Annotated in this window: 22 protein-coding genes; 13 read left to right on the forward strand and 9 right to left on the reverse strand. The window is 69.8% G+C overall.

Annotated elements, in window-relative coordinates:
* Window position 1 precedes the first annotated feature (1 nt).
* The 3 genes from OG698_RS42350 (at window position 2) to glsA (ending at window position 3,653) form a co-directional block, all read left to right on the forward strand.
* Entirely contained in the window at window positions 2-886 is an 885-nt protein-coding gene (locus tag OG698_RS42350) for an ABC transporter permease (protein WP_329578382.1), read from the forward strand.
* A gap of 96 nt (window positions 887-982) precedes the next feature.
* Window positions 983-1,798, forward strand: a complete 816-nt coding sequence (locus OG698_RS42355) for an ABC transporter permease (RefSeq protein ID WP_406109487.1) — start codon at window positions 983-985, stop codon at window positions 1,796-1,798.
* A 70-nt stretch (window positions 1,799-1,868) separates the two neighbouring features.
* Window positions 1,869-3,653, forward strand: a complete 1,785-nt coding sequence (gene glsA, locus OG698_RS42360) for a glutaminase A (protein WP_406109488.1) — start codon at window positions 1,869-1,871, stop codon at window positions 3,651-3,653.
* Window positions 3,654-3,722: 69 nt separating this feature from the next.
* Here the strand turns inward: glsA and OG698_RS42365 are convergent, their stop codons facing one another.
* Together OG698_RS42365 and OG698_RS42370 are read right to left on the reverse strand one after the other, a co-directional pair.
* Window positions 3,723-4,796 carry a CU044_5270 family protein gene (locus tag OG698_RS42365; RefSeq protein ID WP_406109489.1) on the reverse strand — a complete coding sequence of 358 codons (1,074 nt, stop codon included), beginning with the start codon at window positions 4,794-4,796 and terminating at the stop codon, window positions 3,723-3,725.
* Window positions 4,793-5,404, reverse strand: coding sequence for an RNA polymerase sigma factor (locus tag OG698_RS42370; RefSeq protein WP_406109490.1), 612 nt, complete (start codon window positions 5,402-5,404; stop codon window positions 4,793-4,795). Before OG698_RS42370 ends, OG698_RS42365 begins: the two co-directional genes overlap by 4 nt.
* Window positions 5,405-5,814: 410 nt before the next feature.
* Between OG698_RS42370 and OG698_RS42375 the strand changes: the two genes are divergently transcribed.
* Window positions 5,815-6,942 (forward strand): alpha/beta hydrolase family protein, encoded by a 1,128-nt coding sequence (locus tag OG698_RS42375; RefSeq protein ID WP_406111589.1) that lies wholly within the window; start codon window positions 5,815-5,817, stop codon window positions 6,940-6,942.
* Between the two features lie 55 nt (window positions 6,943-6,997).
* On the opposite strand, the gene OG698_RS42380 is transcribed toward OG698_RS42375, so the two are convergent.
* The gene (locus tag OG698_RS42380) at window positions 6,998-7,402 is read right to left on the reverse strand and encodes a DUF5997 family protein (RefSeq protein ID WP_399973192.1); all 405 of its coding nucleotides are present in this window, start codon (window positions 7,400-7,402) and stop codon (window positions 6,998-7,000) included.
* 58 nt (window positions 7,403-7,460) lie between these two features.
* On the opposite strand from OG698_RS42380, the gene OG698_RS42385 reads away from it, so the two are divergent.
* Window positions 7,461-8,258 carry a LysR family substrate-binding domain-containing protein gene (locus OG698_RS42385; protein ID WP_406109491.1) on the forward strand — a complete coding sequence of 266 codons (798 nt, stop codon included), beginning with the start codon at window positions 7,461-7,463 and terminating at the stop codon, window positions 8,256-8,258.
* A 67-nt stretch (window positions 8,259-8,325) separates the two neighbouring features.
* Complete coding sequence (locus OG698_RS42390; protein ID WP_406109492.1) at window positions 8,326-9,252, forward strand: aminoglycoside phosphotransferase family protein; 927 nt, start codon at window positions 8,326-8,328, stop codon at window positions 9,250-9,252.
* A gap of 49 nt (window positions 9,253-9,301) precedes the next feature.
* Here the strand turns inward: OG698_RS42390 and OG698_RS42395 are convergent, their stop codons facing one another.
* Together OG698_RS42395 and OG698_RS42400 are read right to left on the reverse strand one after the other, a co-directional pair.
* The gene (locus OG698_RS42395) at window positions 9,302-10,132 is read right to left on the reverse strand and encodes a hypothetical protein (protein WP_406109493.1); all 831 of its coding nucleotides are present in this window, start codon (window positions 10,130-10,132) and stop codon (window positions 9,302-9,304) included.
* A gap of 401 nt (window positions 10,133-10,533) precedes the next feature.
* Window positions 10,534-11,424: a glycoside hydrolase family 19 protein gene (locus OG698_RS42400; RefSeq protein WP_399973203.1), complete on the reverse strand. Its 891-nt coding sequence runs from the start codon at window positions 11,422-11,424 to the stop codon at window positions 10,534-10,536.
* 495 nt (window positions 11,425-11,919) lie between these two features.
* Between OG698_RS42400 and kdpF the strand changes: the two genes are divergently transcribed.
* The 4 genes from kdpF to OG698_RS42420 are packed head-to-tail and all read left to right on the forward strand — an operon-like array spanning window position 11,920 to window position 16,498.
* The gene (kdpF, locus tag OG698_RS42405; RefSeq protein ID WP_018536030.1) at window positions 11,920-12,009 is read left to right on the forward strand and encodes a K(+)-transporting ATPase subunit F; all 90 of its coding nucleotides are present in this window, start codon (window positions 11,920-11,922) and stop codon (window positions 12,007-12,009) included.
* Between the two features lie 8 nt (window positions 12,010-12,017).
* Window positions 12,018-13,682 carry a potassium-transporting ATPase subunit KdpA gene (gene kdpA, locus OG698_RS42410; RefSeq protein ID WP_406109494.1) on the forward strand — a complete coding sequence of 555 codons (1,665 nt, stop codon included), beginning with the start codon at window positions 12,018-12,020 and terminating at the stop codon, window positions 13,680-13,682.
* Window positions 13,679-15,823 carry a potassium-transporting ATPase subunit KdpB gene (gene kdpB / locus OG698_RS42415; protein WP_406109495.1) on the forward strand — a complete coding sequence of 715 codons (2,145 nt, stop codon included), beginning with the start codon at window positions 13,679-13,681 and terminating at the stop codon, window positions 15,821-15,823. Before kdpA ends, kdpB begins: the two co-directional genes overlap by 4 nt.
* A 6-nt stretch (window positions 15,824-15,829) precedes the next feature.
* Window positions 15,830-16,498 (forward strand): potassium-transporting ATPase subunit C, encoded by a 669-nt coding sequence (locus OG698_RS42420; protein ID WP_406109496.1) that lies wholly within the window; start codon window positions 15,830-15,832, stop codon window positions 16,496-16,498.
* Window positions 16,499-16,588: 90 nt separating this feature from the next.
* Here the strand turns inward: OG698_RS42420 and OG698_RS42425 are convergent, their stop codons facing one another.
* On the reverse strand, window positions 16,589-16,789 hold the full coding sequence (locus tag OG698_RS42425; RefSeq protein ID WP_326777580.1) for a hypothetical protein: 201 nt from the start codon (window positions 16,787-16,789) through the stop codon (window positions 16,589-16,591).
* Between the two features lie 207 nt (window positions 16,790-16,996).
* Between OG698_RS42425 and OG698_RS42430 the strand changes: the two genes are divergently transcribed.
* Window positions 16,997-17,962, forward strand: a complete 966-nt coding sequence (locus OG698_RS42430) for an aldo/keto reductase (RefSeq protein ID WP_406109497.1) — start codon at window positions 16,997-16,999, stop codon at window positions 17,960-17,962.
* A 68-nt stretch (window positions 17,963-18,030) separates the two neighbouring features.
* Window positions 18,031-18,675 (forward strand): formylglycine-generating enzyme family protein, encoded by a 645-nt coding sequence (locus tag OG698_RS42435; protein WP_406111591.1) that lies wholly within the window; start codon window positions 18,031-18,033, stop codon window positions 18,673-18,675.
* Between the two features lie 54 nt (window positions 18,676-18,729).
* Here the strand turns inward: OG698_RS42435 and OG698_RS42440 are convergent, their stop codons facing one another.
* Both OG698_RS42440 and OG698_RS42445 read right to left on the reverse strand, forming a co-directional pair.
* On the reverse strand, window positions 18,730-18,921 hold the full coding sequence (locus OG698_RS42440) for a CsbD family protein (protein WP_399980039.1): 192 nt from the start codon (window positions 18,919-18,921) through the stop codon (window positions 18,730-18,732).
* Window positions 18,922-19,358: 437 nt separating this feature from the next.
* Window positions 19,359-19,907: a TetR/AcrR family transcriptional regulator gene (locus OG698_RS42445; RefSeq protein WP_406109498.1), complete on the reverse strand. Its 549-nt coding sequence runs from the start codon at window positions 19,905-19,907 to the stop codon at window positions 19,359-19,361.
* A gap of 21 nt (window positions 19,908-19,928) precedes the next feature.
* Here OG698_RS42445 and OG698_RS42450 point away from each other — a divergent pair, with 21 nt between their 5' ends.
* A complete protein-coding gene (locus OG698_RS42450) occupies window positions 19,929-20,648 on the forward strand; it encodes an alpha/beta fold hydrolase (RefSeq protein WP_406109499.1) in 720 nt (239 codons plus the stop codon).
* On the opposite strand, the gene OG698_RS42455 is transcribed toward OG698_RS42450, so the two are convergent.
* Window positions 20,569-21,378: a hypothetical protein gene (locus OG698_RS42455; RefSeq protein ID WP_406109500.1), complete on the reverse strand. Its 810-nt coding sequence runs from the start codon at window positions 21,376-21,378 to the stop codon at window positions 20,569-20,571. The two genes, OG698_RS42450 and OG698_RS42455, sit on opposite strands and share 80 nt — an antisense overlap.
* Window positions 21,379-21,446: the final 68 nt, after the last annotated feature.

Consider the following 21,446-nt stretch of genomic DNA (forward strand, 5'->3'; position numbering starts at 1 on the left):
GATGACCGACACCGCGCCTGCCGCCGGACCCGTCCGGCGGCTCGCCGGGGCCCTGTACCGCCGCCCCCGGCTACAGCTGTCCCTGCTGCTCTCCGCACCACTGGCCTGGCTCGTCCTGGCCTATCTCGGCTCGCTCACCGTCCTGTTCCTGTCCGCGTTCTGGACCACGGACTCCTTCACCTCGAACGTCGTGAAGATCTGGAACACGGACAATTTCACCGCCCTGTTCACCACCGACGTCTACCGGCAGGTCGCCCTGCGCAGCGTCGGCGTCGCCCTCGCGGTCACCGCGCTGTGCGTGCTCATCGCGTTCCCGATCGCGTTCTACACGGCCCGCATCGCGAACCCCCGGTGGCGGCCGCTCCTCGTCGTCGCCATCCTCACCCCGCTGTGGGCCAGCTACCTCGTCAAGGCGTACGCCTGGCGGCTCATCCTCGCCCAAGGCGGCCTGCTGGACTGGGTGTTGGGGCCGCTCGGCATCAAGGGTCCGGGCTACGGCCTCACCGCCACCGTCCTCGTCCTGACCTATCTGTGGCTGCCGTACATGATCCTGCCGATCCATGCCGGACTCGAACAGCTCCCGGACAGCCTTCTCGACGCCTCCGCCGACCTCGGCGCCCGCACGGGCCGCACCTTCCGCTCCGTGGTCCTGCCGATGATCCTGCCGTCCGTCGCGGCCGGCTCGGTCTTCACGTTCTCGCTCAGCCTCGGCGACTACATCGCCGTACAGATCGTCGGCGGCAAGACCCAGCTGATCGGCAACCTCATCTACTCCAACATCACCCTCGACCTGCCGCTCGCCGCGGCGCTCGGCACCGTGCCCGTGGTGATCATCGTGCTCTACCTGCTCGCGGTACGCCGCACCGGAGCCCTCAGCAGTCTGTGACGCCCAGCAGCCTCCGGCGTCTCCCAGACCCCTGATGCCCGGGCAGCCGCCCGCCCCCGCCGACCCTCCGGATCACGCACAGCGAAGGTCCCTCCGATGAATCTCTCCCGCCCCGCGCGCATCACCCTGCGCATCGCCGCCGCGCTCGGCTTCGCGGTGATCTACGTGCCGCTGCTCCTGGTCCTCGTCAACTCCCTCAACCCGGACCGCAGTTCGGGCTGGCCGCCGCCTGGGCTCACCTTCGACTGGTGGGCCGACGCCTGGCACAGCTCCGGCGCCCGCGACGCGCTCTGGACGTCGGTCAAGGCGGGGCTCGGCGCGACCGTCATCGCCCTCGTCCTCGGTACGCTCATCGCCTTCGCGTGCCAGCGCTACAAGTTCTTCGGACGCGACGCCATCTCCTTCGTCGTCGTCCTGCCGATCGCGCTGCCCGGCATCGTCACCGGCGTCGCGCTCAACACCGCCTTCCGCACGGTCCTCGAACCGCTCGGCGTCGGCCTCGGCCTGTTCACCGTCATCGTCGGCCACGCCACGTTCTGCATCGTGGTGGTCTTCAACAACGTCATCGCCCGGCTGCGGCGCATGCCGGGGTCGTACGAAGAGGCCGCGATGGATCTCGGGGCGCACAGTTTCCGCACGTTCGTCGACATCACGTTCCCGCTGGTGCGCTCCGCGCTGGTGGCGGGCGGGCTGCTCGCCTTCGCCCTCTCCTTCGACGAGATCGTCGTGACGACCTTCACCGCCGGACCCGGCATCCAGACACTGCCCGTCTGGATCTTCTCGAACATGGCACGCCCGCAGCAGGCCCCCGTCGTCAACGTCGTCGCCGCCGTCCTCGTCCTGCTGTCCGTCATCCCGATCTACCTCGCCCAGCGTCTGTCCTCGGACACCGCGTCCGGGAGCCGGATCTGACTCGGGCATCGGGGGCACCCGTTGCCCGTTTGGGAAGGCGCATCGTCCGGCCGTGGTGTTCGATTGCGGTGTGAGGCACAACAAGCCGCTGGACGATCCGCTCGCCGCGCTCCTGGACAGCGTCCGCATCCGGCTGCGCGACCTCACCGACGGCGAGCCGGCCTCGTACATCCCGGAGCTGAGCAGGGCCGACCCCGACCTGTTCGGACTGAGCCTGTGCGCGCTCGACGGGCAGGTCTACAGCTGCGGCGACAGTGAGGTGCCGTTCACCGTCCAGTCCGTGTCCAAGCCCTTCGTCTTCGCGCTCGCGCTCGCGGACCAGGGCCTGGAGGACGTCCTGGCGCGCGTGGGCGCCGAGCCGAGCGGTGAGGGGTTCAGCTCGATCCGCCTCGAACCCGGCACCGGACGCCCGCCCAACCCGATGGTCAACGCAGGTGCCATCGTGACCAGTTCACTGGTCGCGGGAGCGACCCCCGACGAGCGCTTCGGCCGCATCCTGGCCGGACTGGGAGCCTTCGCGGGCCGGGACCTGACCGTCGACGAAGCGGTGTTCGCCTCCGAGCGCTCCACCGGCGACCGCAACCGCGCCCTCGCCTACCTCATGCACAACGCGGGATCGCTCACCGGCGACGTGGAAGAGCAGCTCGCGGTCTACTTCCGACAGTGCTCCGTGCTCGTGACCTGCGACGACCTCGCCGTGATGCACGCGACGCTGGCCGGCGGCGGCACGAATCCGCTCACCGGCGAACGCGTCGTCGCCTCCCGCCATGCCCAGCATGTGCTCGCCGTCATGGCCACCTGCGGGATGTACGACGCCTCGGGGCAGTGGATGCTGCGCGTGGGCCTGCCGGCGAAGAGCGGCGTCTCGGGCGGGATCGGCGTGGCGCTGCCCGGCCAGTTCGGTATCGGCGTGTTCAGCCCGCCCCTCGACGAGAAGGGCAACAGCGTCCGCGCCATCGCCGCCTGCCACCTCCTGTCGGAGCAGTTCGGGCTGCACCTCATGCGCGCCACCGGCAGCAGCGGCCGCCCCCTGCCGCCCCGCTCCCTCGACCCGGGCCCGCTGCGCTCGCTGCGCCACCGCCCCCGCGACCAGCGCGCCGCACTCGACGAACGACCCGACCGCATCCGGGTCCACGTCCTCCAGGGCGACCTGGACTTCGCCACCGCCGAACAGACCCTGCGCGCGGCCCGCGACCTCCCGAAGGCCGCCCGCTGGTTTGTTCTGGACCTAGCCCGGGTCGGCCGCATCGAACCCGTCGCGGCCGACCTCCTGCGCGCCCTCGGCCACGACCTGCGCGAACGCGGGATCCGCATGGTGATCGCCGACCCATCGGCCCGACCCGTGACGCACACCAAGGACGAGTTCGCCGACCTCGGTCGCGCCATCGAATCCTGCGAGGACGAACTCCTGACCGGCCTCGGACTCGACCCCTACGCGCCCGTTCCCCTGACGGACAGCGACCTCTTCGGGAAAGCCGGCGAGCAGGCCGCGCAGGCCGTCTCCGACTGCTTCGGCACCATGTCCCTGTCCGCCGGCCAGACCGTCGAGCCACCCCGCGCGGAGCCCGTGGTCCTCTGGTACGTGGAGTCGGGGCGCCTGGCCGTGTGCGCCCACAGTTCACGGCCCACACCCGCGGGCCGCACCTGGTCCGCCGGGCCGGGCGCGGCCCTCACCCCTGCGGACTTCCACGCCCGCCTCGGCGAGCGCGTCATGGCGGAGGAGGACTCGGTGTGCCGCACCCTGACGGCGGCGGGACTGCTGCGGCTGCGCACGGCCGTCCCCGCGGCGGCCGCGTTCCTGGAGCGCAGCCCGCTCGACGGGGCGGAGACGGTGGACCGGCCCGAGGGCGCCTGAAGCGCGCCAAGGCGCGGCAATCATTCGGGAGTTGAACGGCGGAGCGCCCGAAGCCGCCCCGCCGTTCGGTCAGCTGTCGGCCGTCGTGTCGGCGGGCATCGCGCCGGACTTGTCGACGACGGTGCGGCGCAGGATCGCGTTCGTACCCGCCAGCTTCATGCCCTTGCCGTCCTTGTCCAGATACGAGCGTGAGCCGAGGTAGGTGAGGCTCTCGCTGTCGAAGATCCACTCGCTGCGGCTCGCGGACCTGGCGTCCTGGCGGGCGATGCCGACCCCGTGGCGCCCCGCGGCGTCGACCGCGTCGGGAATCCGCTTGATCCCGGGGATCCGCGCGACGGCCTTGTAGAGCGCCGCGGCGTTCTTCGGCGGCATCACCGTCTCGTCGAGGAGGGACCCGATCTTCTCGAAGACGGCCTGGTCCTTGGACTCGCGGCCCCAGGTCCGGGTCCCGGCGTAGAGCTCGTCGAGGAGCTGTTCCGGGTCGGTGGGCAGCGAGGCCAGCCAGGCGTACGTCGGACGCTCCAGGCCGGGGGCGAGTGCGTCCGTCGACTCGTAGGGGAGGCGCTGCCCGGACATCGGAACGCCCTTGCCGGTCTCCTTGATGGTGCCGAGGGTCTTGACCGGCTTGGACGTCTGCGCCATCCAGACCTCGCGCCGGTGCGGGGCGCCGAGTTCGACGGGCCCGGCGAACGTGCCCTCGTTCGAGCGGACCGTGCTGCGGACGTACACGTACTGGCCGTCCTTGACCGGTGTGGTGTCCGTCCTGAGCGAGGCGTCGGCGATCTGGTCCAGCAGGACGGTGGCTCCGCTGTCGGCCGCGGGCGCATGGGCTACGGGAGTCGCGCCGTGGTCGTCGCCGACGAACGTCAGGGTGGCGGCCAGCGCGCCGGTCAGAGCGAGAGCCGCTACGGGCACGGCCACCGCGGGGCGCAGGAAGCGTCGGCGGGCGGTGGCGCTTTCCGGGCGACGCGGCGAAGTGGTGGGTGCGACGCTCTCGTGGTGGCGGTCGATCTGCTGCATCAGGATGTCCTTGTGGTGGCGGTGTCGCCCCCGCGGCAGATCCCATTCGGGTGCCTCGGGCAGAAGCCGGGATTCCTCCTGGGCCTTCTCGCGGTCACTCCCGGAGGGGTGTGCTGCGTTCATCGGGTTTCCTCCCGAAGGGGCAGGGCCGCGAACGCGGCCTCACTCGATACCTCTCCGCGACCGGGGCGCGGTTCCGGTGTTTCCTGCTGACTCAGCTGCTGCAGTTTGGCGCGCGCCCGGGACAGCCGCGAGCGGACCGTGCCCACGGGGACGCCCAACGCGTCCGCCGCCTGCGCGTAGTCGAGCCCGGCCCAGACGCAGAGGGCGATCACGTCCCGCTCGGGGCGCCGCAACGTGGCCAGCGAGCCGTGGATGCGGGCGAGTTGGCGGGCGTCGTCGATACGGCCCGCCGTCTCCTCCGCGAAGTCGTCCACGTCGGGTGCGGCGGGCTGGCGGGCCAGGAAGGCCAGCCGGCGCCGCACACCGCGCCGGGCGTTGTGCGCCTTGTTGGTCGCGATGCCGTAGAGCCAGGGCCCGAGCGGTGCGTCGGCATCGGGGTCGAGACGTTCCCTGGTCGCCCACGCGGTCAGGAACGTGTCGGACATGATCTCTTCGGCGAGCGACCAGTCGCCGGTCAGGCGCAGGGCGTGGTTGTAGATCGCCCGCGCGTACTCCTCATACAGGTCGGCGAACGCCTCGCGGTCCCCTGCCCGGATCCGTGCACGCATCCGCACTCCTTCTCATCGCGCTTCACATCCGGTACCTCTCCGCACCCCAGCACGCGTTCCGGTGACCTGCGCCACACCAGCAACTCGTGGTGGGCGCACCCTTGGTGGCCATCCCGGAGGCGGGATCCGGGATGCCCCGGGCCGCACCCTGAGATCGGGCTCACGGCCTGTCGCCGCCGTGCCCGCGATGTCAGTGTCGGTGACTTATCCGCCCCACGTTCCACCACCGGTGAGGGAGCCGCATGAGCGATATGACGGACCGTCCGACGCGACGGTCGGTGCTGACGGTGATGGGCGCGGCCGCGCTCGCGGCGGCCACGGCGGGGACGGCTACGGCAGATGCGCGTACGGCTGTCGCAGCCAACGCCGGTAGGCAAGGAGGCGCCGCGCGCCCGAGCGGCCGGACCCGGTTGGCGCTGCCCGCACCGACTGGGCGGGCGGCTGTCGGCACGACGCAGCTGCATCTGGTCGACCACTCGCGCGAGGATCCGTGGACCTCGCCCCGGTCGTCCCGGTCGACACACTCGCCCCGGGAACTGATGGTGAGCCTCTGGTACCCGGCCCGCCCCACGCACGGCCGCGCACGCGCTCCCTGGCTCCCGCCCAAGGCGTCGGCGTTGTACAAACAGCAAGTGAGCCAGCAGCTTCACACGTCCCTGGACACCGTGGATCTGCCGCTCACGCACGCGTACACAGGCGCCGCCGTCGAGGTGTCCGGGCATGGACTGCCGGTCGTGCTCTTCTCCCCGGGCCACCGCGCGCAGCGCGCCCTCGGCACGGCGCTGGTCGAGGACCTGGCCAGTCGCGGCTATGCGGTCGTCACCATCGACCACACGCACGAGAGCGACATCGTGGAGTTCCCGGGAGGTCGTCTCGAACTGGGCCGGCAGCCGGCCCGGCCGACCGACGAGGACATCGCGAAGGCGCTGCGGGTCCGCCAGGACGACACCAGGTTCGTGCTGGACGAGCTGGCCCGCGTGAACGCGGGGAGAAATCCCGACGCCGAGGGCCGCCCGCTGCCCCACGGCCTGTGCGGCTCGCTCGACCTGGGCCGGACCGGCATGTTCGGGCACTCGCTCGGCGGGGACACGGCGGCGGAGGCCATGGCGGCGGATCACCGCATCAGGGCGGGCGCCGACCTGGACGGCAGTATCAACGGGTCTGTCGCCACCACGGGCCTCGACCGGCCCTTCCTGCTGATGAGCAACGCGAGCCACGGACGCGAGAACGATCCGTCCTGGGAGGAGTTCTGGTCGCATCTGCGTGGCTGGCGCCGGAGCCTGCGCCTGCGCGCGTCCGGACACCAGACCTACACCGACCTGCCCCCGCTGATGCAGCAGCTGGACAGAGCGCTTCCGCTCCCGCCCGAGGTGGTCGACGCCATGACCGATGCCATCGGCACGATCACCGCGGACCGCGCCGTCGCCGCCGAGCGGGCTTATCTCGGCGCCTTCTTCGACCTTCACCTGCGGTGCCGGGACAGCCGTCTCCTGTCCGGGCCGTCCCCGCGCTTCCCCGAGATCGAGTTCGTACCCTGACCGGCCGGAGGTGGGGCCGGGGAGGTCGGTCGCGCGGGGCGGTCAGGTGGGGCGGTCAGGAACGCTGGTCGCCGGACTGCTCGGCGCGCTGGGCGTTCCGCTCCTTGATACGGACGGCTTCCTTGCGGACCGCGGCCTGGGTGGCACGCTCCTGCTGGAGCCACTCGGGGCTCTCGGTCTTCAGCGCCTCGATCTGCTCCGTGGTGAGCGCCTCGGTGATCCCGCCACGGGCGAGACCCGAGATGGAGATGCCGAGCTTGGACGCGACGACGGGCCGGGGGTGCGGGCCGTTGAGCCGCAGCTCCTGGAGCCACGCGGGCGGATCGGCCTGCAGCGCGTTGAGCTCGCTGCGCGAGACGACACCCTCCTGGAACTCGGCGGGGGTGGCCTCGAGGTACACACCCAGCTTCTTGGCCGCGGTCGCGGGCTTCATGGTCTGGGTGGTCTGGTGCGACGTCATGGTGTCAAGGGTATCGACTGTGTGCGATACCTCCGACCACGACCGGTAACCTGGCGGAGTGACAGGCTCGGAAGTATCCCCTTCGTTCCGGCTCGCGTATGTCCCGGGAGTGACGCCCACCAAGTGGGTGCGGATCTGGAACGAGCGGCTGCCCGGTGTTCCGCTGACCCTCGTCGCGACGCCCGCCGACGAGGCATCCGACGTATTGCGGGACCGTGGGGCGGACGCCGGCCTCGTGCGGCTGCCGGTGGACCGGACCGTGCTCAGCGCGATCCCTCTCTACGTCGAGACGACCGTCGTGGTGATCCCCAAGGACCATGTCGTGGCCGCGGTCGACGAGGTGTCCCTGGAGGATCTGGACGACGAGACCGTGCTGCACCCCCTCGACGACACCCTCGCCTGGGAGCAGCTTCCCGGTGAGCCCGCGTTCGAGCGCCCGGAGACGACGGCGGATGCCGTAGAGCTGGTGGCCGCCGGGATCGGTGTGCTGATGGTCCCGCAGTCGCTCGCCCGCCTGCACCACCGCAAGGACCTCACCTACCGACCGGTGACCGACGCCCCCGAGTCCCAGGTCGCGCTGTCGTGGCCGGAGGACGAGACCACCGACCTGGTGGAGGAGTTCATCGGCATCGTCCGCGGGCGGACGGTCAACAGCTCACGCGGCCGTACGGCGACCCCGCCGCAGCCCAAGGCCGCGCGTACCGACAAGAGCGGGACGGCGCGACAGAAGCAGGCCGCCGGTAAGAACCCGCGGAGCGGCGGTGCCAAGGGCGGCGCCAAACCCGGGCCGAAGGGCGCCGCAAGGGGCGGTCCCAAGGGCGGCGCCAAGCGCGGGAAGCCGCGCCGCAAGCCGTAGTCGCGACAGGGTCCGCGGCCACGGATATTCCGTTGCCCCGTACGTCGTCCGGCGTGATGATCCCTGAATGGCTTCGACTCCGAGTCCTTCCGACGGCCGTGCCGGAATCACCGCTGCACTCGTGGAACGTCTGATCGCCGCGCAGTTCCCCCAGTGGAGCGGCCTCCCCGTGACACCGGTGGAGGTCGACGGCTGGGACAACAGGACGTACCGCCTGGGTGACACGATGACGGCCCGCCTGCCCACCGGCGCCGGCTACGTTCCCGCGGTCGCCAAGGAGAACGAGTGGCTGCCACGGCTCGCGCCGTCACTGCCCGTAGCCGTCCCGCCCGTCCTGGCCAAGGGCGAGCCCGGCGAGGGATACCCCTTCCCGTGGTCCGTACGCGGCTGGCTGGACGGAGAGACGGCGGCCCGCGGCCCCATCGACGACATGGCGCAGTTCGCGGTCTCGGTGGCCGAGTTCGTCCTCGCGCTGCAACGCTGCGACGGCGGCGGGGGACCGTCGGCCGGAAAACACAGCTGGTACCGGGGCGCGTCGCTCACCCATTACGACGACGAGACCCGGCGCTGCCTCGCGGCGCTCGAGGGCCATGTCGACACATGCCGGGCGGCCGCCGTGTGGGAGGCCGCGCTCGCGGCGCGGTGGCAGGGGACGCCGGTGTGGTTCCACGGAGACATCGCCACGGGCAACCTGCTCGTCGCCGACGGCAAACTCACGGCCGTGATCGACTTCGGCACGTCGGGCGTCGGCGACCCCGCCTGCGATCTGGTGATCGCCTGGTACACGTTCTCCGGGGACAGCCGCGAGGCCTTCCGCCGCACGGTCGCCCAGGACGCCGGCACATGGGCGCGAGCGCGCGGCTGGGCCCTGTGGAAGTCCCTGCTGGTCATGTCCCAGTCGCTCGGCACCGACCCGGAAAGCGCCGCGTCCAATCACCGCGTGATCGACGAAGTCCTGGCCGACCACGCCCGATTCGGCGGAGCCGGTAACTGACGGCCTGCACCAGGGGCGTGCGCTCAACTCGCCCAGCAGGTCGGGCAGTTCACCACACACCCCGATCCGGCGCCGCGGCCTGCGGAGGCGTCGCCTTCGGGGAGAGGTTCTGGAGCCTGGACACGTCGACCGAGTCGTCCTTCGACGGAGTCGCGGTCGGCACCGGCCGGTTGTAGTCCGTGAGCGTCATCGTCGTGTTCAGGGCGCCGTCCTTCTGGGTGGCGCGCACGAGCCGGTGCGGGTCCTTCGCGGTGATGAACAGGACGACGTCGCTGCCGTCGTTCCTGCCACGCACCGGCACGACGTCCGTGCCGTTCACCTTGGTCTGCTTGCCCTTCGTCAGCTTCTCGGGGGGCGCACTGGAAGGGCCGCCGTTCACCTGGGCCTGGAACGCGTTCAAGTCGCATGTGTCGCCCAGGCTCTTGAGCAGGCCGTCGTTCGCATTGCCGCGTACATAGCGCCCTTTCAAGAGCTGGGCCGCGAGCTCCCCCGCGCCGCCCTCGACCTGGGACTTCCAGAACGTGGTGTCGGGCTTCATCCACAACTCGTCGCCGCGTTTGACGAGTTCGACGGTGCCGCCATAGGCGCCGCCCGTGCCCATCTTCAGGGATCCGGCGCAGTTGCCGTCCTGGTCCAGGACGAGATCGAGGACCGCGGGGGACTGGGCGTCGGCGGGTCCCGTGGAGGTGTTCCTCAGGAGCACATGGAGGGACTTCGCGTCCAGCAGTTCCTTCTTCGCGTCGTCCGCGAGCTGCTGCGCGCTCAGCTTCGACGCGTCGCCCCCGTCGTCCGCGAACGCCGGAACTCCCGCGAGAGCTGTCACGCACGCGACAGCAGCGCTCACCGGGATCAGCGCGGCCTTGCGATGCCTCCTCGACACGCACCACTGCATGGCGTCACCTCGCAGACGGGACACACATTTGCGAATCACATCAAATTGTACATTTCTGGCCGATGGCCGTCGCGGCGGCGGTGCGCTGCGCCCCATGGACGGGGGCGGCGGGGTGGGCGGGTTGGAGATCACCGCCGTCCCGGACTCCGAGGTGTTCGAGAGCCGGCTCGGGAGCACCGCGCCCGGCAGGAAGGTGGCCCAGGAGCCAGTGGTCCCGGGTGAACGTCGACAAGCTGCTCGGCGGCGAACCCGGCTGGCCCAACTTCCTTGCCAGTCCGGTCACTTGGTGCGTTCACCTGTCGCCCGGCTGCCCCGTAACGACTCCGCGGGGCGGACCCGGTGGATTCCAGGCCCGCCCCGCGGCGGGTCACGTCATACGCGGTGGCGCGTCAGCAGCTCAGGTTGTCGCCCGGTGTGGTGCCCAGGATCTGGACGAACGCCTTGTACCGGTCGATGCGGCTCTGGACCTGGCCGGGGTTGCCGCCGTTGCACTCCAGGCTGCCGTTGATGGAGCGGATCGTCTCGCCGAAGCCGGCGCCGTTCACCATGGCGTTGTGCGGCGTCATGGTGCCGGGGCCGTTCTGCGTGTTCCAGTACCAAAGGCCCGTCTTCCAGGCCACGGCCGCGTCCTGCTCCACCAGGTACGGGTTGTGGAGGAGGTCGATGCCGAGCGCGTCGCCCGCGGCCTTGTAGTTGAAGTTCCAGCTGAGCTGGATCGGGCCGCGGCCGTAGTACGCGGCGGTGCCCGCCGGGCAGCCGTAGGACTGGCTGGTGTCGCAGTAGTGCGGATAGTTGGCGGTGTTCTGCTCGACGATGTACACCAGACCGCCGGTCTCATGGCTGACGTTGGCCAGGAACGCCGCGGCCTCCTGGCGCTTGACCGTGTCGCTGCCGGTGTTCGCGAAGCCGGGGTAGGCGCTGAGCGCGGCGGTCAGTCCGCTGTACGTGTAGAACGGATTCCTGTTCGGGAACATCTGGTTGAACTGGGCCTCGCTGACGACGAAGCCGGACGGATCGGGGTCGCCGGGGTTCGTCTCGCCACCGCCGCAGGCGCCCTGGTCCGCCCAGACGTCGGAGGTGCCGGGGGTCTCGTTCTGGGTCCACCACTTGGCGTTCCAGTTGTGCCCGTTGTACGAGGCCGATCCGCCGCCGGTGTAGACGGACGAGGAGTTCCAGGGCGCGGCGCACTCGGCCGCCGATGCCGTGGTGGCCGGGCCGATGACGACCACGGCACTGACCGCGGCCAGGGTGGCGACAAGACTCGTGACGCGTTTGATCATGCCAACGCTCCTTCGGTGCGACGCGAGTTGGGGGTCCCGGCGCCGCCATGGGGGGTGTCGGTCACTCAAGCGAACCTGGTCTGAACCTGTCAAGGTCTAGACCAAAAGCGACCGCCGCGGTGGCGGGGTTTCGGCCGGGGCTGCCGCCGAGGAGCAGCCCGCACGGAAGTAGCGGGACGTTCGCGATACGGGCAAGCCCAGGGACCGCTCGACGAGGTAGTCCAAGGGCTTCTGAACTGCGGGAACGCCGGCGCGCCGGGGTGGTCCACGTCACCTTGGCGCGAAGGCGCGTATGGGATGCGTCAAGGCCGCGCACCCCGCCGTATGAGAGGCGTCAAGGGCAGGCGATTCCGGTCCTGAACGGGGGTTTCCTCTAAGCGTCCGTTCAATTCCGAACCTCATTCAGGAGCTCACGATGGCCGACGTGGCCTTCGTCGTCACCACGATCGCGGTTTTCGCGCTGGTGGCTCTCATCGCCAAGGGGGTGACGAAGCTGTGACTGCCGAAAACATCGTCGGCCTGATCGTGGCCGTCGCACTCCTTGGCTATCTGGTCCTCGCCCTCATCTACCCGGAGAGGTTCTGAGCACCGATATGAGCCCCGTACTCGCTGGTGTGCTCCAGCTCCTCGCACTGATAGTGGCGCTCGGCCTGGCCTACCGTCCCCTGGGTGACTACATGGCCCGGGTCTATTCCTCCGACAAGCATCTGCGGGTCGAGAGGTGGGTCTACAAGGGGATCGGTGCCAATCCGAATACGGAGATGCGCTGGCCGGCGTATTTGCGCGGTGTGCTGGCCTTCTCCGCGGTGAGCGTGTTGTTCCTGTATCTGTTGCAGCGTCTGCAGGGCAGTCTGCCGGGTTCGCTCGGCTTCTCGGCGATCGACCCGGACCAGGCGTTCAACACGGCGGCGTCGTTCGTGTCGAACACCAACTGGCAGTCGTACTACGGCGAGCAGGCCATGGGTCACGTGGTCCAGACGGCCGGGCTCGCGGTGCAGAACTTTGTCTCCGCGGCCGTCGGTATCGCGGTGGCGGTCGCTCTGGTGCGGGGTTTCGCCCGCTCCCGTACCGGTGAGCTGGGTAACTTCTGGTCGGACCTGGTGCGCGGTGTCGTGCGCATTCTGATCCCGCTCTCGGTGGTCGGCGCGATCGTTTTGGTGGCGTGTGGCGCGATCCAGAACTTTGCCGGGATCCACGAGGTCGGCCAGTTCATGGGCGGCTCGCAGCAGTGGAACGGTGGCGCGGTCGCTTCGCAGGAGGCGATCAAGGAGCTGGGCACGAACGGCGGCGGTTACTTCAACGCCAACAGTGCCCATCCCTTCGAGAACCCCAACGGTTTCACGAACCTGTTCGAGATCTTCCTGATCCTGGTCATTCCGTTCGCCCTGACGCGCACCTTCGGCCGCATGGTCGGGTCGCTCAAGCAGGGCTACGCGATCCTCGCCACGATGGCCACCATCTGGGTCGGCTTCGTCTGCCTGATGTGGTGGACCGAGTTCGCGCACCACGGTCCGGCGTTCGAAATGGCCGGTGGCGCGATGGAGGGCAAGGAGACCCGGTTCGGGATCGGCGCCTCGGCGATCTTCTCGATCTCCACGACGCTCACCTCGACCGGCGCGGTGGATTCCTTCCACTCCTCCAATACGGGCCTGGGCGGGGGCCTGAACCTGCTGGGCATGCAGCTGGGCGAGATCGCCCCGGGTGGTACCGGCTCCGGGCTCTACGGCATGCTGATCATGGCGGTCATCGCGGTGTTCATCGCGGGCCTGATGGTGGGCCGTACGCCGGAGTATCTGGGCAAGAAGATCGGTACCCGTGAGATCAAGTTCGCGGCCTGCTACATCCTCATCACTCCGGCTCTGGTCCTGATCTTCACGGCGGTGGCGATGGCGTTGCCCACGCCGCGTGACTCGATGCTCAACAGTGGCGCGCACGGTTTCTCCGAGATTCTTTACGCGTATACGTCGGGGGCCAACAACAACGGTTCGGCGTTCGCCGGTCTGAGCGCGGACACGCAGTGGTTCAACACCACGATCGGGCTCGCGATGCTGCTGGGCCGGTTCCTGCCGATGGTGTTCGTCCTTGCGCTGGCGGGCTCGCTCGCCGAACAGAAGCCCGTCCCCGCCACGGCCGGCACGCTGCGCACGGAGAAGCCGCTGTTCACCGGACTCCTCGTCGGCGCGGTCCTCATCATCACCGGCCTGACCTACTTCCCCGCCCTGGCCCTCGGCCCGCTCGCGGAAGGCCTGGCGTCATGACCACAGGCATAGCCAAGACCCGTACAGAAAACGACGAGGACGCGATGTCCCAAGCCACTCCGACCCGGGCGCCGCACAGCGACGTGCCCTCCGGGCACGCACAGGAAGGCCGGGTCGGCGGAGGCCTGTTCGACCCGAAGCAGCTCCTGAAGTCGCTGCCGGACGCCTGCCGCAAGCTCGACCCGCGCGTCATGGTCAAGTCGCCCGTGATGTTCGTGGTGCTCGTCGGTTCGGTCCTGACGACCGTGTTCTCCTTCAAGGACCCGTCCGACTGGTTCGGCTGGACGATCAGCGCGTGGCTGTGGCTCACCGTGGTCTTCGCGAACCTGGCGGAGGCGGTGGCCGAGGGCCGCGGCAAGGCGCAGGCGGACACCCTGCGCAAGGCCAAGACCGACACCATCGCCCGGCGCCTGACCGGCTCCACGGAAGAGCACGTGCCGGGCACCGAACTGCGCATCGGCGACCTCGTGGTGTGCGAGGCGGGCGACATCATCCCCGGCGACGGTGACGTCGTCGAGGGTGTCGCGAGCGTCGACGAGTCGGCGATCACCGGTGAATCGGCCCCCGTCATCCGGGAGTCGGGCGGTGACCGCAGTGCGGTCACCGGCGGCACGAAGGTTCTCTCCGACCGCATCGTCATCAAGATCACGACGAAGCCCGGTGAGACGTTCATCGACCGGATGATCGCCCTGGTCGAGGGCGCGGCCCGCCAGAAGACCCCCAACGAGATCGCCCTCAACATCCTCCTGGCGTCCCTCACCATCGTGTTCCTGCTCGCCGTGGTGACCCTGCCGCCGTTCGCGGACTACGCGGGCCAGCACCTCAGCATGGTCGTGCTGGTGGCCCTGCTCGTCTGCCTCATTCCGACGACGATCGGCGCACTGCTCTCCGCGATCGGCATCGCGGGCATGGACCGCCTCGTCCAGCGCAACGTCCTCGCCATGTCCGGCCGGGCGGTCGAGGCCGCGGGCGACGTTTCGACCCTGCTGCTCGACAAGACGGGCACGATCACGCTCGGCAACCGGCAGGCCGCCGAGTTCGCGCCCGTCAAGGGCGTCACCGCGGCCGAACTCGCCGACGCCGCCCAGCTGTCCTCGCTGGCCGACGAGACCCCCGAGGGCCGCTCCATCGTGGTCCTCGCCAAGGAGAAGTACGGGCTGCGCGAGCGCCACCAGGGCGAGCTGGCCGGCGCGGAATGGGTCGCCTTCACCGCCCAGACCCGGATGTCGGGTGTCGATGTCGAAGGCCGCAAGATCCGCAAGGGTGCGGCCGGTTCGGTCATCACCTGGGTTCAGGAACAGGGCGGCACCGTCTCGGATGACGCCGACACGCTGGCCAACCGGATCTCCGAAGCGGGTGGCACACCGCTGCTCGTGGCCGTGGACGACGCCGACGGCGCGCGCGTCCTCGGTGTGATCCACCTGAAGGACGTCGTCAAGGAGGGCATGCGCGAGCGGTTCGACGAGCTGCGGCGTATGGGCATCAAGACCGTCATGATCACCGGCGACAACCCGCTGACGGCCAAGGCGATCGCCGAGGAGGCGGGCGTCGACGACTTCCTCGCGGAGGCCACTCCCGAGGACAAGATGGCGCTCATCAAGCGGGAGCAGGCGGGTGGCAAGCTGGTCGCGATGACCGGTGACGGCACCAACGACGCCCCGGCGCTCGCGCAGGCCGATGTCGGCGTGGCGATGAACACGGGCACGTCGGCCGCCAAGGAGGCCGGCAACATGGTCGACCTCGACTCCAACCCGACCAAGCTCATCGAGATCGTCGAGATCGGCAAGCAACTCCTGATCACCCGGGGCGCGTTGACGACGTTCTCCATCGCCAACGACGTCGCGAAGTACTTCGCGATCATCCCGGCGCTGTTCGCGGCGGTCTACCCGGGCCTGGACAAGCTCAACATCATGCAGCTGTCCTCGCCGGACTCGGCGATCTTGTCCGCGGTCATCTTCAACGCGCTCGTCATCATCGCGCTGGTGCCGCTCGCCCTGCGCGGCGTGCAGTACCGGCCGGTGAGTGCGGACAAGTTGCTGCGACGCAACCTCGGGATCTACGGCCTGGGCGGGCTGATCGCCCCGTTCATCGGCATCAAGATCATCGACCTTCTCATCTCCCTCATCCCCGGGATCGGCTGATCGGCTATGAACAACTCGGTTAAGAACACTGCCCGGTTGCTGGGGGCCGGCCTGCGTGCCCTCCTCGTGCTGACGGTGGTCTGCGGCGTCATCTACCCGCTCGCCGTCACGGGTGTCGCGCAGGCCCTGTTCCACGGCAAGGCCAATGGCTCGGAGATCAAGGCGGACGGCAAGGTCGTCGGCTCGTCCCTCATCGGCCAGCGTTACGACCTGCCGCTGAAGAAGGGCCAGGAGACCGCGGAACCCGACCTCAAGTGGTTCCAGCCGCGCCCCTCCAACGGTCTGGGCACCAACAGCGTCAACACCCAGTACAAGCTGATCCTGTCCGGTGCCACCAACCTGTCCGGCGACAACAAGGACCTCATCGCCCAGGTGCGGGCCGCCCAGCAGGCCGTCGTCAAGGACAACACGACGGCCACCTACAAGGTCGACAAGGCCGACCTCCCCGCCGACGCCGTCACGTCCTCCGGCTCCGGCCTCGACCCGGACATCTCCCCCCAGTACGCGAAGATCCAGATCCACCGCGTCGCGGAGCGGAACCACCTTCCGGTGAACCAGGTGCAGCAGCTCGTGGAGGCCCACACCGACGGGCGGGTCGCCGGCTTCATGGGCGAGCCCCGCGTGAACGTCCTCGAACTCAACATCGCGCTCAAGGACTTGGCCGCGAAGAGCTGATCGGGAACGGAACAAGGCTGATCGGGAACGGAACAAGACGGAAGCCGGCGGCTCGGGAGACTTTCCCGTGCCGCCGGCTCCCGTTATGCGTCAGAGCGAGCCCTGCCCGCCGCTGTTGAGCGCCGGCGCCTGCGTCTGCTGCGTCGGCATGGCGCGCGGCAGCGGCGCCGGCATCACCCGTTCCAGATCCCGCAGGGTCTGTTCGGCTACGGCACGGACCTGGGCGGGGATGTCGCCTCGTTCCTGGATGAGCCGACTGTAGATCGGAGCTTCGTGCTGTGCGGCCCACACGTCGAGACTTCCCTCTTTCCTTGGCTGGCGACGCCCCCGGCACCGGAGGAATCAGCCAACGAGTCTACCGGTGACCTTTCCTGCTTAGGCAATGTGTCCATATCGGGGGACGAGCGACCTCTGAAGAGGGTATGGATCGTCGGAAGGCTTCGGGGCGCTCCGACTTCAAGGTGGCCCCGGGGAAGAAACACGACGTGGAGGTTGAGAGTGCGCTACCGCGAGCTGGGCCGCAGCGGAATGTCCGTGTCCGAGATCGGCTACGGCGCCTGGGGCATCGGCGCGTCCGGGTGGGTGGGCGCCACCGAGGACGAGTCCGTACGCGCCCTGCACCGTGCCGTCGACCTCGGGGTGAACTTCATCGACACCGCCCGTGGCTACGGCGAGAGCGAGCGGATCGTGGGCCGGGTCGTGCGCGAGCGGACCGGCGACGAGGTACTGGTGGCGACCAAGGTCCCGCCGATGAACAGGATCTGGCCCGCGCCCGACGGCATCGACGCCGCCGAGGCGTTCCCCGGCGCCCACATACGCGAGAGCGTCGAGACCAGCCTGCGGGTCAGCGGCCTTGACCACTTCGACGTGGTGCAGTTCCACGTCTGGAGCGACGAGTGGGTGGGCCGGGGCGACTGGCTGCAGACGGTCGAGGAGCTGAAGAAGGAGGGAAAGATCCGCCTGTTCGGCGTCTCGATCAACGATCACCAGCCGGACAACGCCCTCGCCCTCGTGCGCAGCGGCGCCGTCGACACCGTGCAGGTCATCTACAACATTTTCGACCAGGCACCCGCCGACGCGCTGCTGCCCGCCTGCGAAGAACACGGCATCGGGGTCATCGTCCGCGTGGCGCTGGACGAGGGAGGGCTCACGGGGCGGATCACTGCCGGTGCGACGTTCCCCGAGGGCGACTTCCGGGCGCGCTACTTCCGCGACGACCGGCCGGCGCAGGTCGAGCGGAAGGTCGCCGCCATCGTCGCCGACCTGGGCATCGCGCCCGACGAGATCGCCGAGAACGCGCTGCGCTTCGTGCTGAGTTCGCCCGCAGTCTCCACCGTCATCCCCGGCATGCGCACCGTACGCAACGTCGAGCGCAACACTGCCCTGAGCGACGGACGGCCGCTGACCGCGGACCAACTCGCCGTGCTGGCCGGGCATCGCTGGCAGCGTAACTTCTACGGATGATCTCCACAGAGAGGCTTCACGAGGTGCACTCCGCGACCGACGCCGCATTGGACGCCGTCTCCCACGGGATGGTGCGCATCCCCGGTGGCACCGTCGACCTACGGGACGACCGGCGGGGCACGCGCTGGACGGCGGACATCGCCCCCTTCCTGCTCGGCCGCCATCCCGTGACGGCGGATCTCCTTCGCTCCGTCACCGGAGCGGACCCGGCTCCCGCCACGAGCGATGCTTCGCCGGTGACGAACGTCAGCTGGCTCGACACGATCGACATCTGCAACGCCATCTCGGCGCGCTCCGGGCTGACACCTGCCTACACCCGCGACGCGGGCAGCGGTGAGGTGACCTGCGACTGGAACGCCGACGGCTACCGGCTGCCGACGGAGGCCGAGTGGCAGTACGCCTGCAAGGCGGGCACGGAGGGCTACCGGTACGGGGCGATCGACGACATCGCCTGGTACGCGGACAACTCCGGCGGCGGCGTCCGCGATGTCGGCGGCAAGGCCCCCAACGCGTGGGGGCTGCACGACATGCTGGGCAACGTCTGGGAGTGGTGCTGGGACCTGTACGACGAGGAGGTCTACGGCTCTTACCGCATCTTCCGCGGCGGTGGCTGGGCCGAGTCGGAGCGCGGCTGCGGGGCCTCGGTGCGGCGCCGCAGCCACCCGACGTTCGCGATCGACGACCTCGGGTTCCGGCTGGCCCGCACCGTGTGACAGCAGGGGAGGAGCCCCCGTGCAACACGCACGGGGGCTCCTTCGAGGCTCTGGTCAGGAGCCGTCGCGGTGCAGGGAGTCCTGGACTCCGCGGGCGCGGTCGCGGGCTTCGCCCATCGTCTTCTTGGCCTCGCCCTTCGCCTGGTCGGCGCGGCCCGAAGCCTCCTTGCGGCGATCACCGGTGGCCTTGCCGGTCATCTCCTTGGCCTTGCCCTTGACCTTGTCCATGCCGCCCTTGTCAGCCATTACGACTCCTTTGTCTTGTACGGCTCTTGCTCGACCAACGTAGAACGGCGGCGCCGAAGTCGCGCGGCGGACGACTACGCTCCGTGAGAGTCGGTGCTGCTGGGCAGCTCAGGCCGGGGCGGGGCCCAGTCCGCATGACGCGGAATCGCGGGGACTGTCGCGTGGGACGGTGCCAGGCGGAGAGGCGTATTGGGCAGGGCGACGGCCAATGGGTGCTCCAACTGCCGGCCCATCCGGCCCGCCCGGCGCGGCGGGGGAGGAATCGCCGTCACTGCGGGATGCCGGCCAACTCGCGGCGCAGATCAGCGAGTTCCGAGCGGCGGCTCACGGGGGAGGGTCGGCAGCGGCCCCTCGCGCGCCATGCCTGCGCCGTCGAGAGGACGGCCGTGCGGTAGCACCCGTCGGTCGCGGAAGGGGTGCCGGTTTTCGTCCCGCCGTCAGGCGGTCGCGGGCGGTTCCGGGAGTCGGTGGGGTGAGGCCAGGGTGGTGTCGACGAGCCGCTGCACGTCCTGGTCGTCGAGGACCTGGTCGTAGAAGAGGCGGCGGAACAGCATCAGGCCCGCCCAGGAGTCCAGGACCATGGACACATCGGTGTCGGTGGGCAGGTCCCCCCGCTCGATCGCCCGGTGCAGGACCTGTCGCGAGAAGGTCTTGCGTTCGTCGACGAGTTTGTCCCGCAGATCGCTTCCCAGCTCGGGGTTCTGTGACGTGTCGGCGATCAGGCCGGGCAGCGCCTCGCGCACCTCGTGCGACCCGAAGAGTTGGGCCAGCATGGTGACGGAGGCGAGCATCTCGGCCCTGCTGTCGCCGAGGTTCTCCGTCGGCACCTCGGGGAGACGCTCACGCAGCGCTTCGAGGACGAGGGCCGGTTTGTTGGCCCAGGAACGGTAGATCGTCGCCTTGCCGACGCCGGCGCTGACGGCCACGCCGCCGATGGTCAGCTTCGCGTAGCCCTGGCCGGCGAGCATCTGGAGCGTGACCGACACGGAATCCGCCTGTCCTCCCACATGTGGAGCGCCGTCGCCGCGCGCCTCGCTCCCGACTTCCGCATCACGGCCTGCGACCTGCCGGGCCACGGAGCCTTGGGGGAGCGGCCGTTCACGCTTGAGGGCGTGGTCGGGCAGATCGAGGCGGCCGTCGCAGAGGCGACCAGGGCGACCGGCCGCAGGCCTGTCGTCGCGGGCACCTCGCTCGGCGCAGTCTCCACCCTCGCCTACGGCGCCCACGGTTCGGACGGTGCGGCGGGGCTCTTCGCGCATGCCGGCACGATCAGGACCGACGGGCTTCTGGCGGTCCCGCACCGGACGGCCGCACTGTTGCAGAGGCTTATGGGGGAGGAGCGCGCGTTTCGGCTCAACAGGCGTGTCCTGCGCGCGAAACTGCCCGACGACAGTTTCCGGGGCGTCATGGAGGGCGGCCTGTCCCGCCACGTGTTCGGCGAGGCCATCGCGGAGGTGTCGCGCTGGGACACGCCGGCCATGGCGGGGCTCACCGACGTACCGCTGGTGCTGGCGAACGGACTCGACGACCCGCTCTTCCGGCTCCAGGAGCGCCAGTTCCTGCATCGGGTGCAAGCCAACGGCACCCCGGTCCGCCTGGTGCACGTCCCCGGCCCGCACCTGCTGCCGCTCATCGAGCCGGATACGTTCAGCAGGGTGCTGCGGCGCGCCCACGAGGAGCTCTCGGCGATGGCCTCGCAGGCCGCGAACACGGGAGCCGCGGCATGAGCGAATGGCTGCGCCCCGGATCCGGGCCACCGCCGCGGCACTCCCCGGCTATGGACGAAGGGTCAGGCAGGCGCCGTTGGACCGGGCCGAGGACATCTCTGACGCCCCGGCCGCCCGCATCGACCCGGACGCCCCGGAGCCGCTCGTGCTCTACGGACACGGCGTGCGCACCCAGTCGGCGCTCGATCTGTCCCGTGGACCGATGACGGACGAGCCGTTGTCCGGCTCGTCGCAGAACTGGCCGCACCTCGGGCGGAGTTGGAGCCCCCGCGCGCGTGCCCGCCACGTGAACCGCGATGTCGGCGATGTCCCGCGCCGTCTGTTCCGGAGGCAGCGCGAGCGCGACGATGTGGCTGATGGCCATGCGGACGACGGCGTCGACCATGAGACGCCGACGCTCGTCGGGGATCGTCGGCGAGGCCTTCCCTACGTAGTCGGCGATCAGGGTGCAGGCACTGTCGAAGATCTGCTCCGAGCGCGTCGCGATGCGGGCGACAAGGATGCGGTCCTCGCCCACGTTGCTGGTGAGGACGGACGTGAGCAGCGGGTTGTCCGCCGCGAGGCTCGGCGCGAAGCCGATCCCCTCGGCGGTGCCCCGTCCCAGGTCGTCCGGGTGCTTGCGCAGCTCGGCCACGATGCCGAGAAGGAACCGGTCCGCCTCCCTCGGCACGAGTGACTGGCCCACCGCGTCCAACGACCGGAAGTGCTCGTGCACGAACGCCCGGGTCACTCCCGCGGCAGTGGCGACGTGTGCGTCGTCCGGAGCTTGGCCCAGCCGGACTCCGCCCCCAACGCATG

Source organism: Streptomyces sp. NBC_01003 (assembly GCF_045162695.1).
Taxonomy (GTDB): Bacteria; Actinomycetota; Actinomycetes; order Streptomycetales; family Streptomycetaceae; genus Streptomyces.

Coding starts and splice junctions, on each gene's coding strand:
- OG698_RS42350 (WP_329578382.1), top strand. CDS start 2: ATGACCGACACCGCGCCTGCCGCCGGACCCGTCCGGCGGCTCGCCGGG.
- OG698_RS42355 (WP_406109487.1), top strand. CDS start 983: ATGAATCTCTCCCGCCCCGCGCGCATCACCCTGCGCATCGCCGCCGCG.
- OG698_RS42365 (WP_406109489.1), bottom strand. CDS start 4,796: ATGAACGCAGCACACCCCTCCGGGAGTGACCGCGAGAAGGCCCAGGAG.
- OG698_RS42370 (WP_406109490.1), bottom strand. CDS start 5,404: ATGCGTGCACGGATCCGGGCAGGGGACCGCGAGGCGTTCGCCGACCTG.
- OG698_RS42380 (WP_399973192.1), bottom strand. CDS start 7,402: ATGACGTCGCACCAGACCACCCAGACCATGAAGCCCGCGACCGCGGCC.
- OG698_RS42390 (WP_406109492.1), top strand. CDS start 8,326: ATGGCTTCGACTCCGAGTCCTTCCGACGGCCGTGCCGGAATCACCGCT.
- OG698_RS42400 (WP_399973203.1), bottom strand. CDS start 11,424: ATGATCAAACGCGTCACGAGTCTTGTCGCCACCCTGGCCGCGGTCAGT.
- kdpA (WP_406109494.1), top strand. CDS start 12,018: ATGAGCCCCGTACTCGCTGGTGTGCTCCAGCTCCTCGCACTGATAGTG.
- kdpB (WP_406109495.1), top strand. CDS start 13,679: ATGACCACAGGCATAGCCAAGACCCGTACAGAAAACGACGAGGACGCG.
- OG698_RS42420 (WP_406109496.1), top strand. CDS start 15,830: ATGAACAACTCGGTTAAGAACACTGCCCGGTTGCTGGGGGCCGGCCTG.
- OG698_RS42435 (WP_406111591.1), top strand. CDS start 18,031: ATGGTGCGCATCCCCGGTGGCACCGTCGACCTACGGGACGACCGGCGG.
- OG698_RS42440 (WP_399980039.1), bottom strand. CDS start 18,921: ATGGCTGACAAGGGCGGCATGGACAAGGTCAAGGGCAAGGCCAAGGAG.
- OG698_RS42450 (WP_406109499.1), top strand. CDS start 19,929: ATGTGGAGCGCCGTCGCCGCGCGCCTCGCTCCCGACTTCCGCATCACG.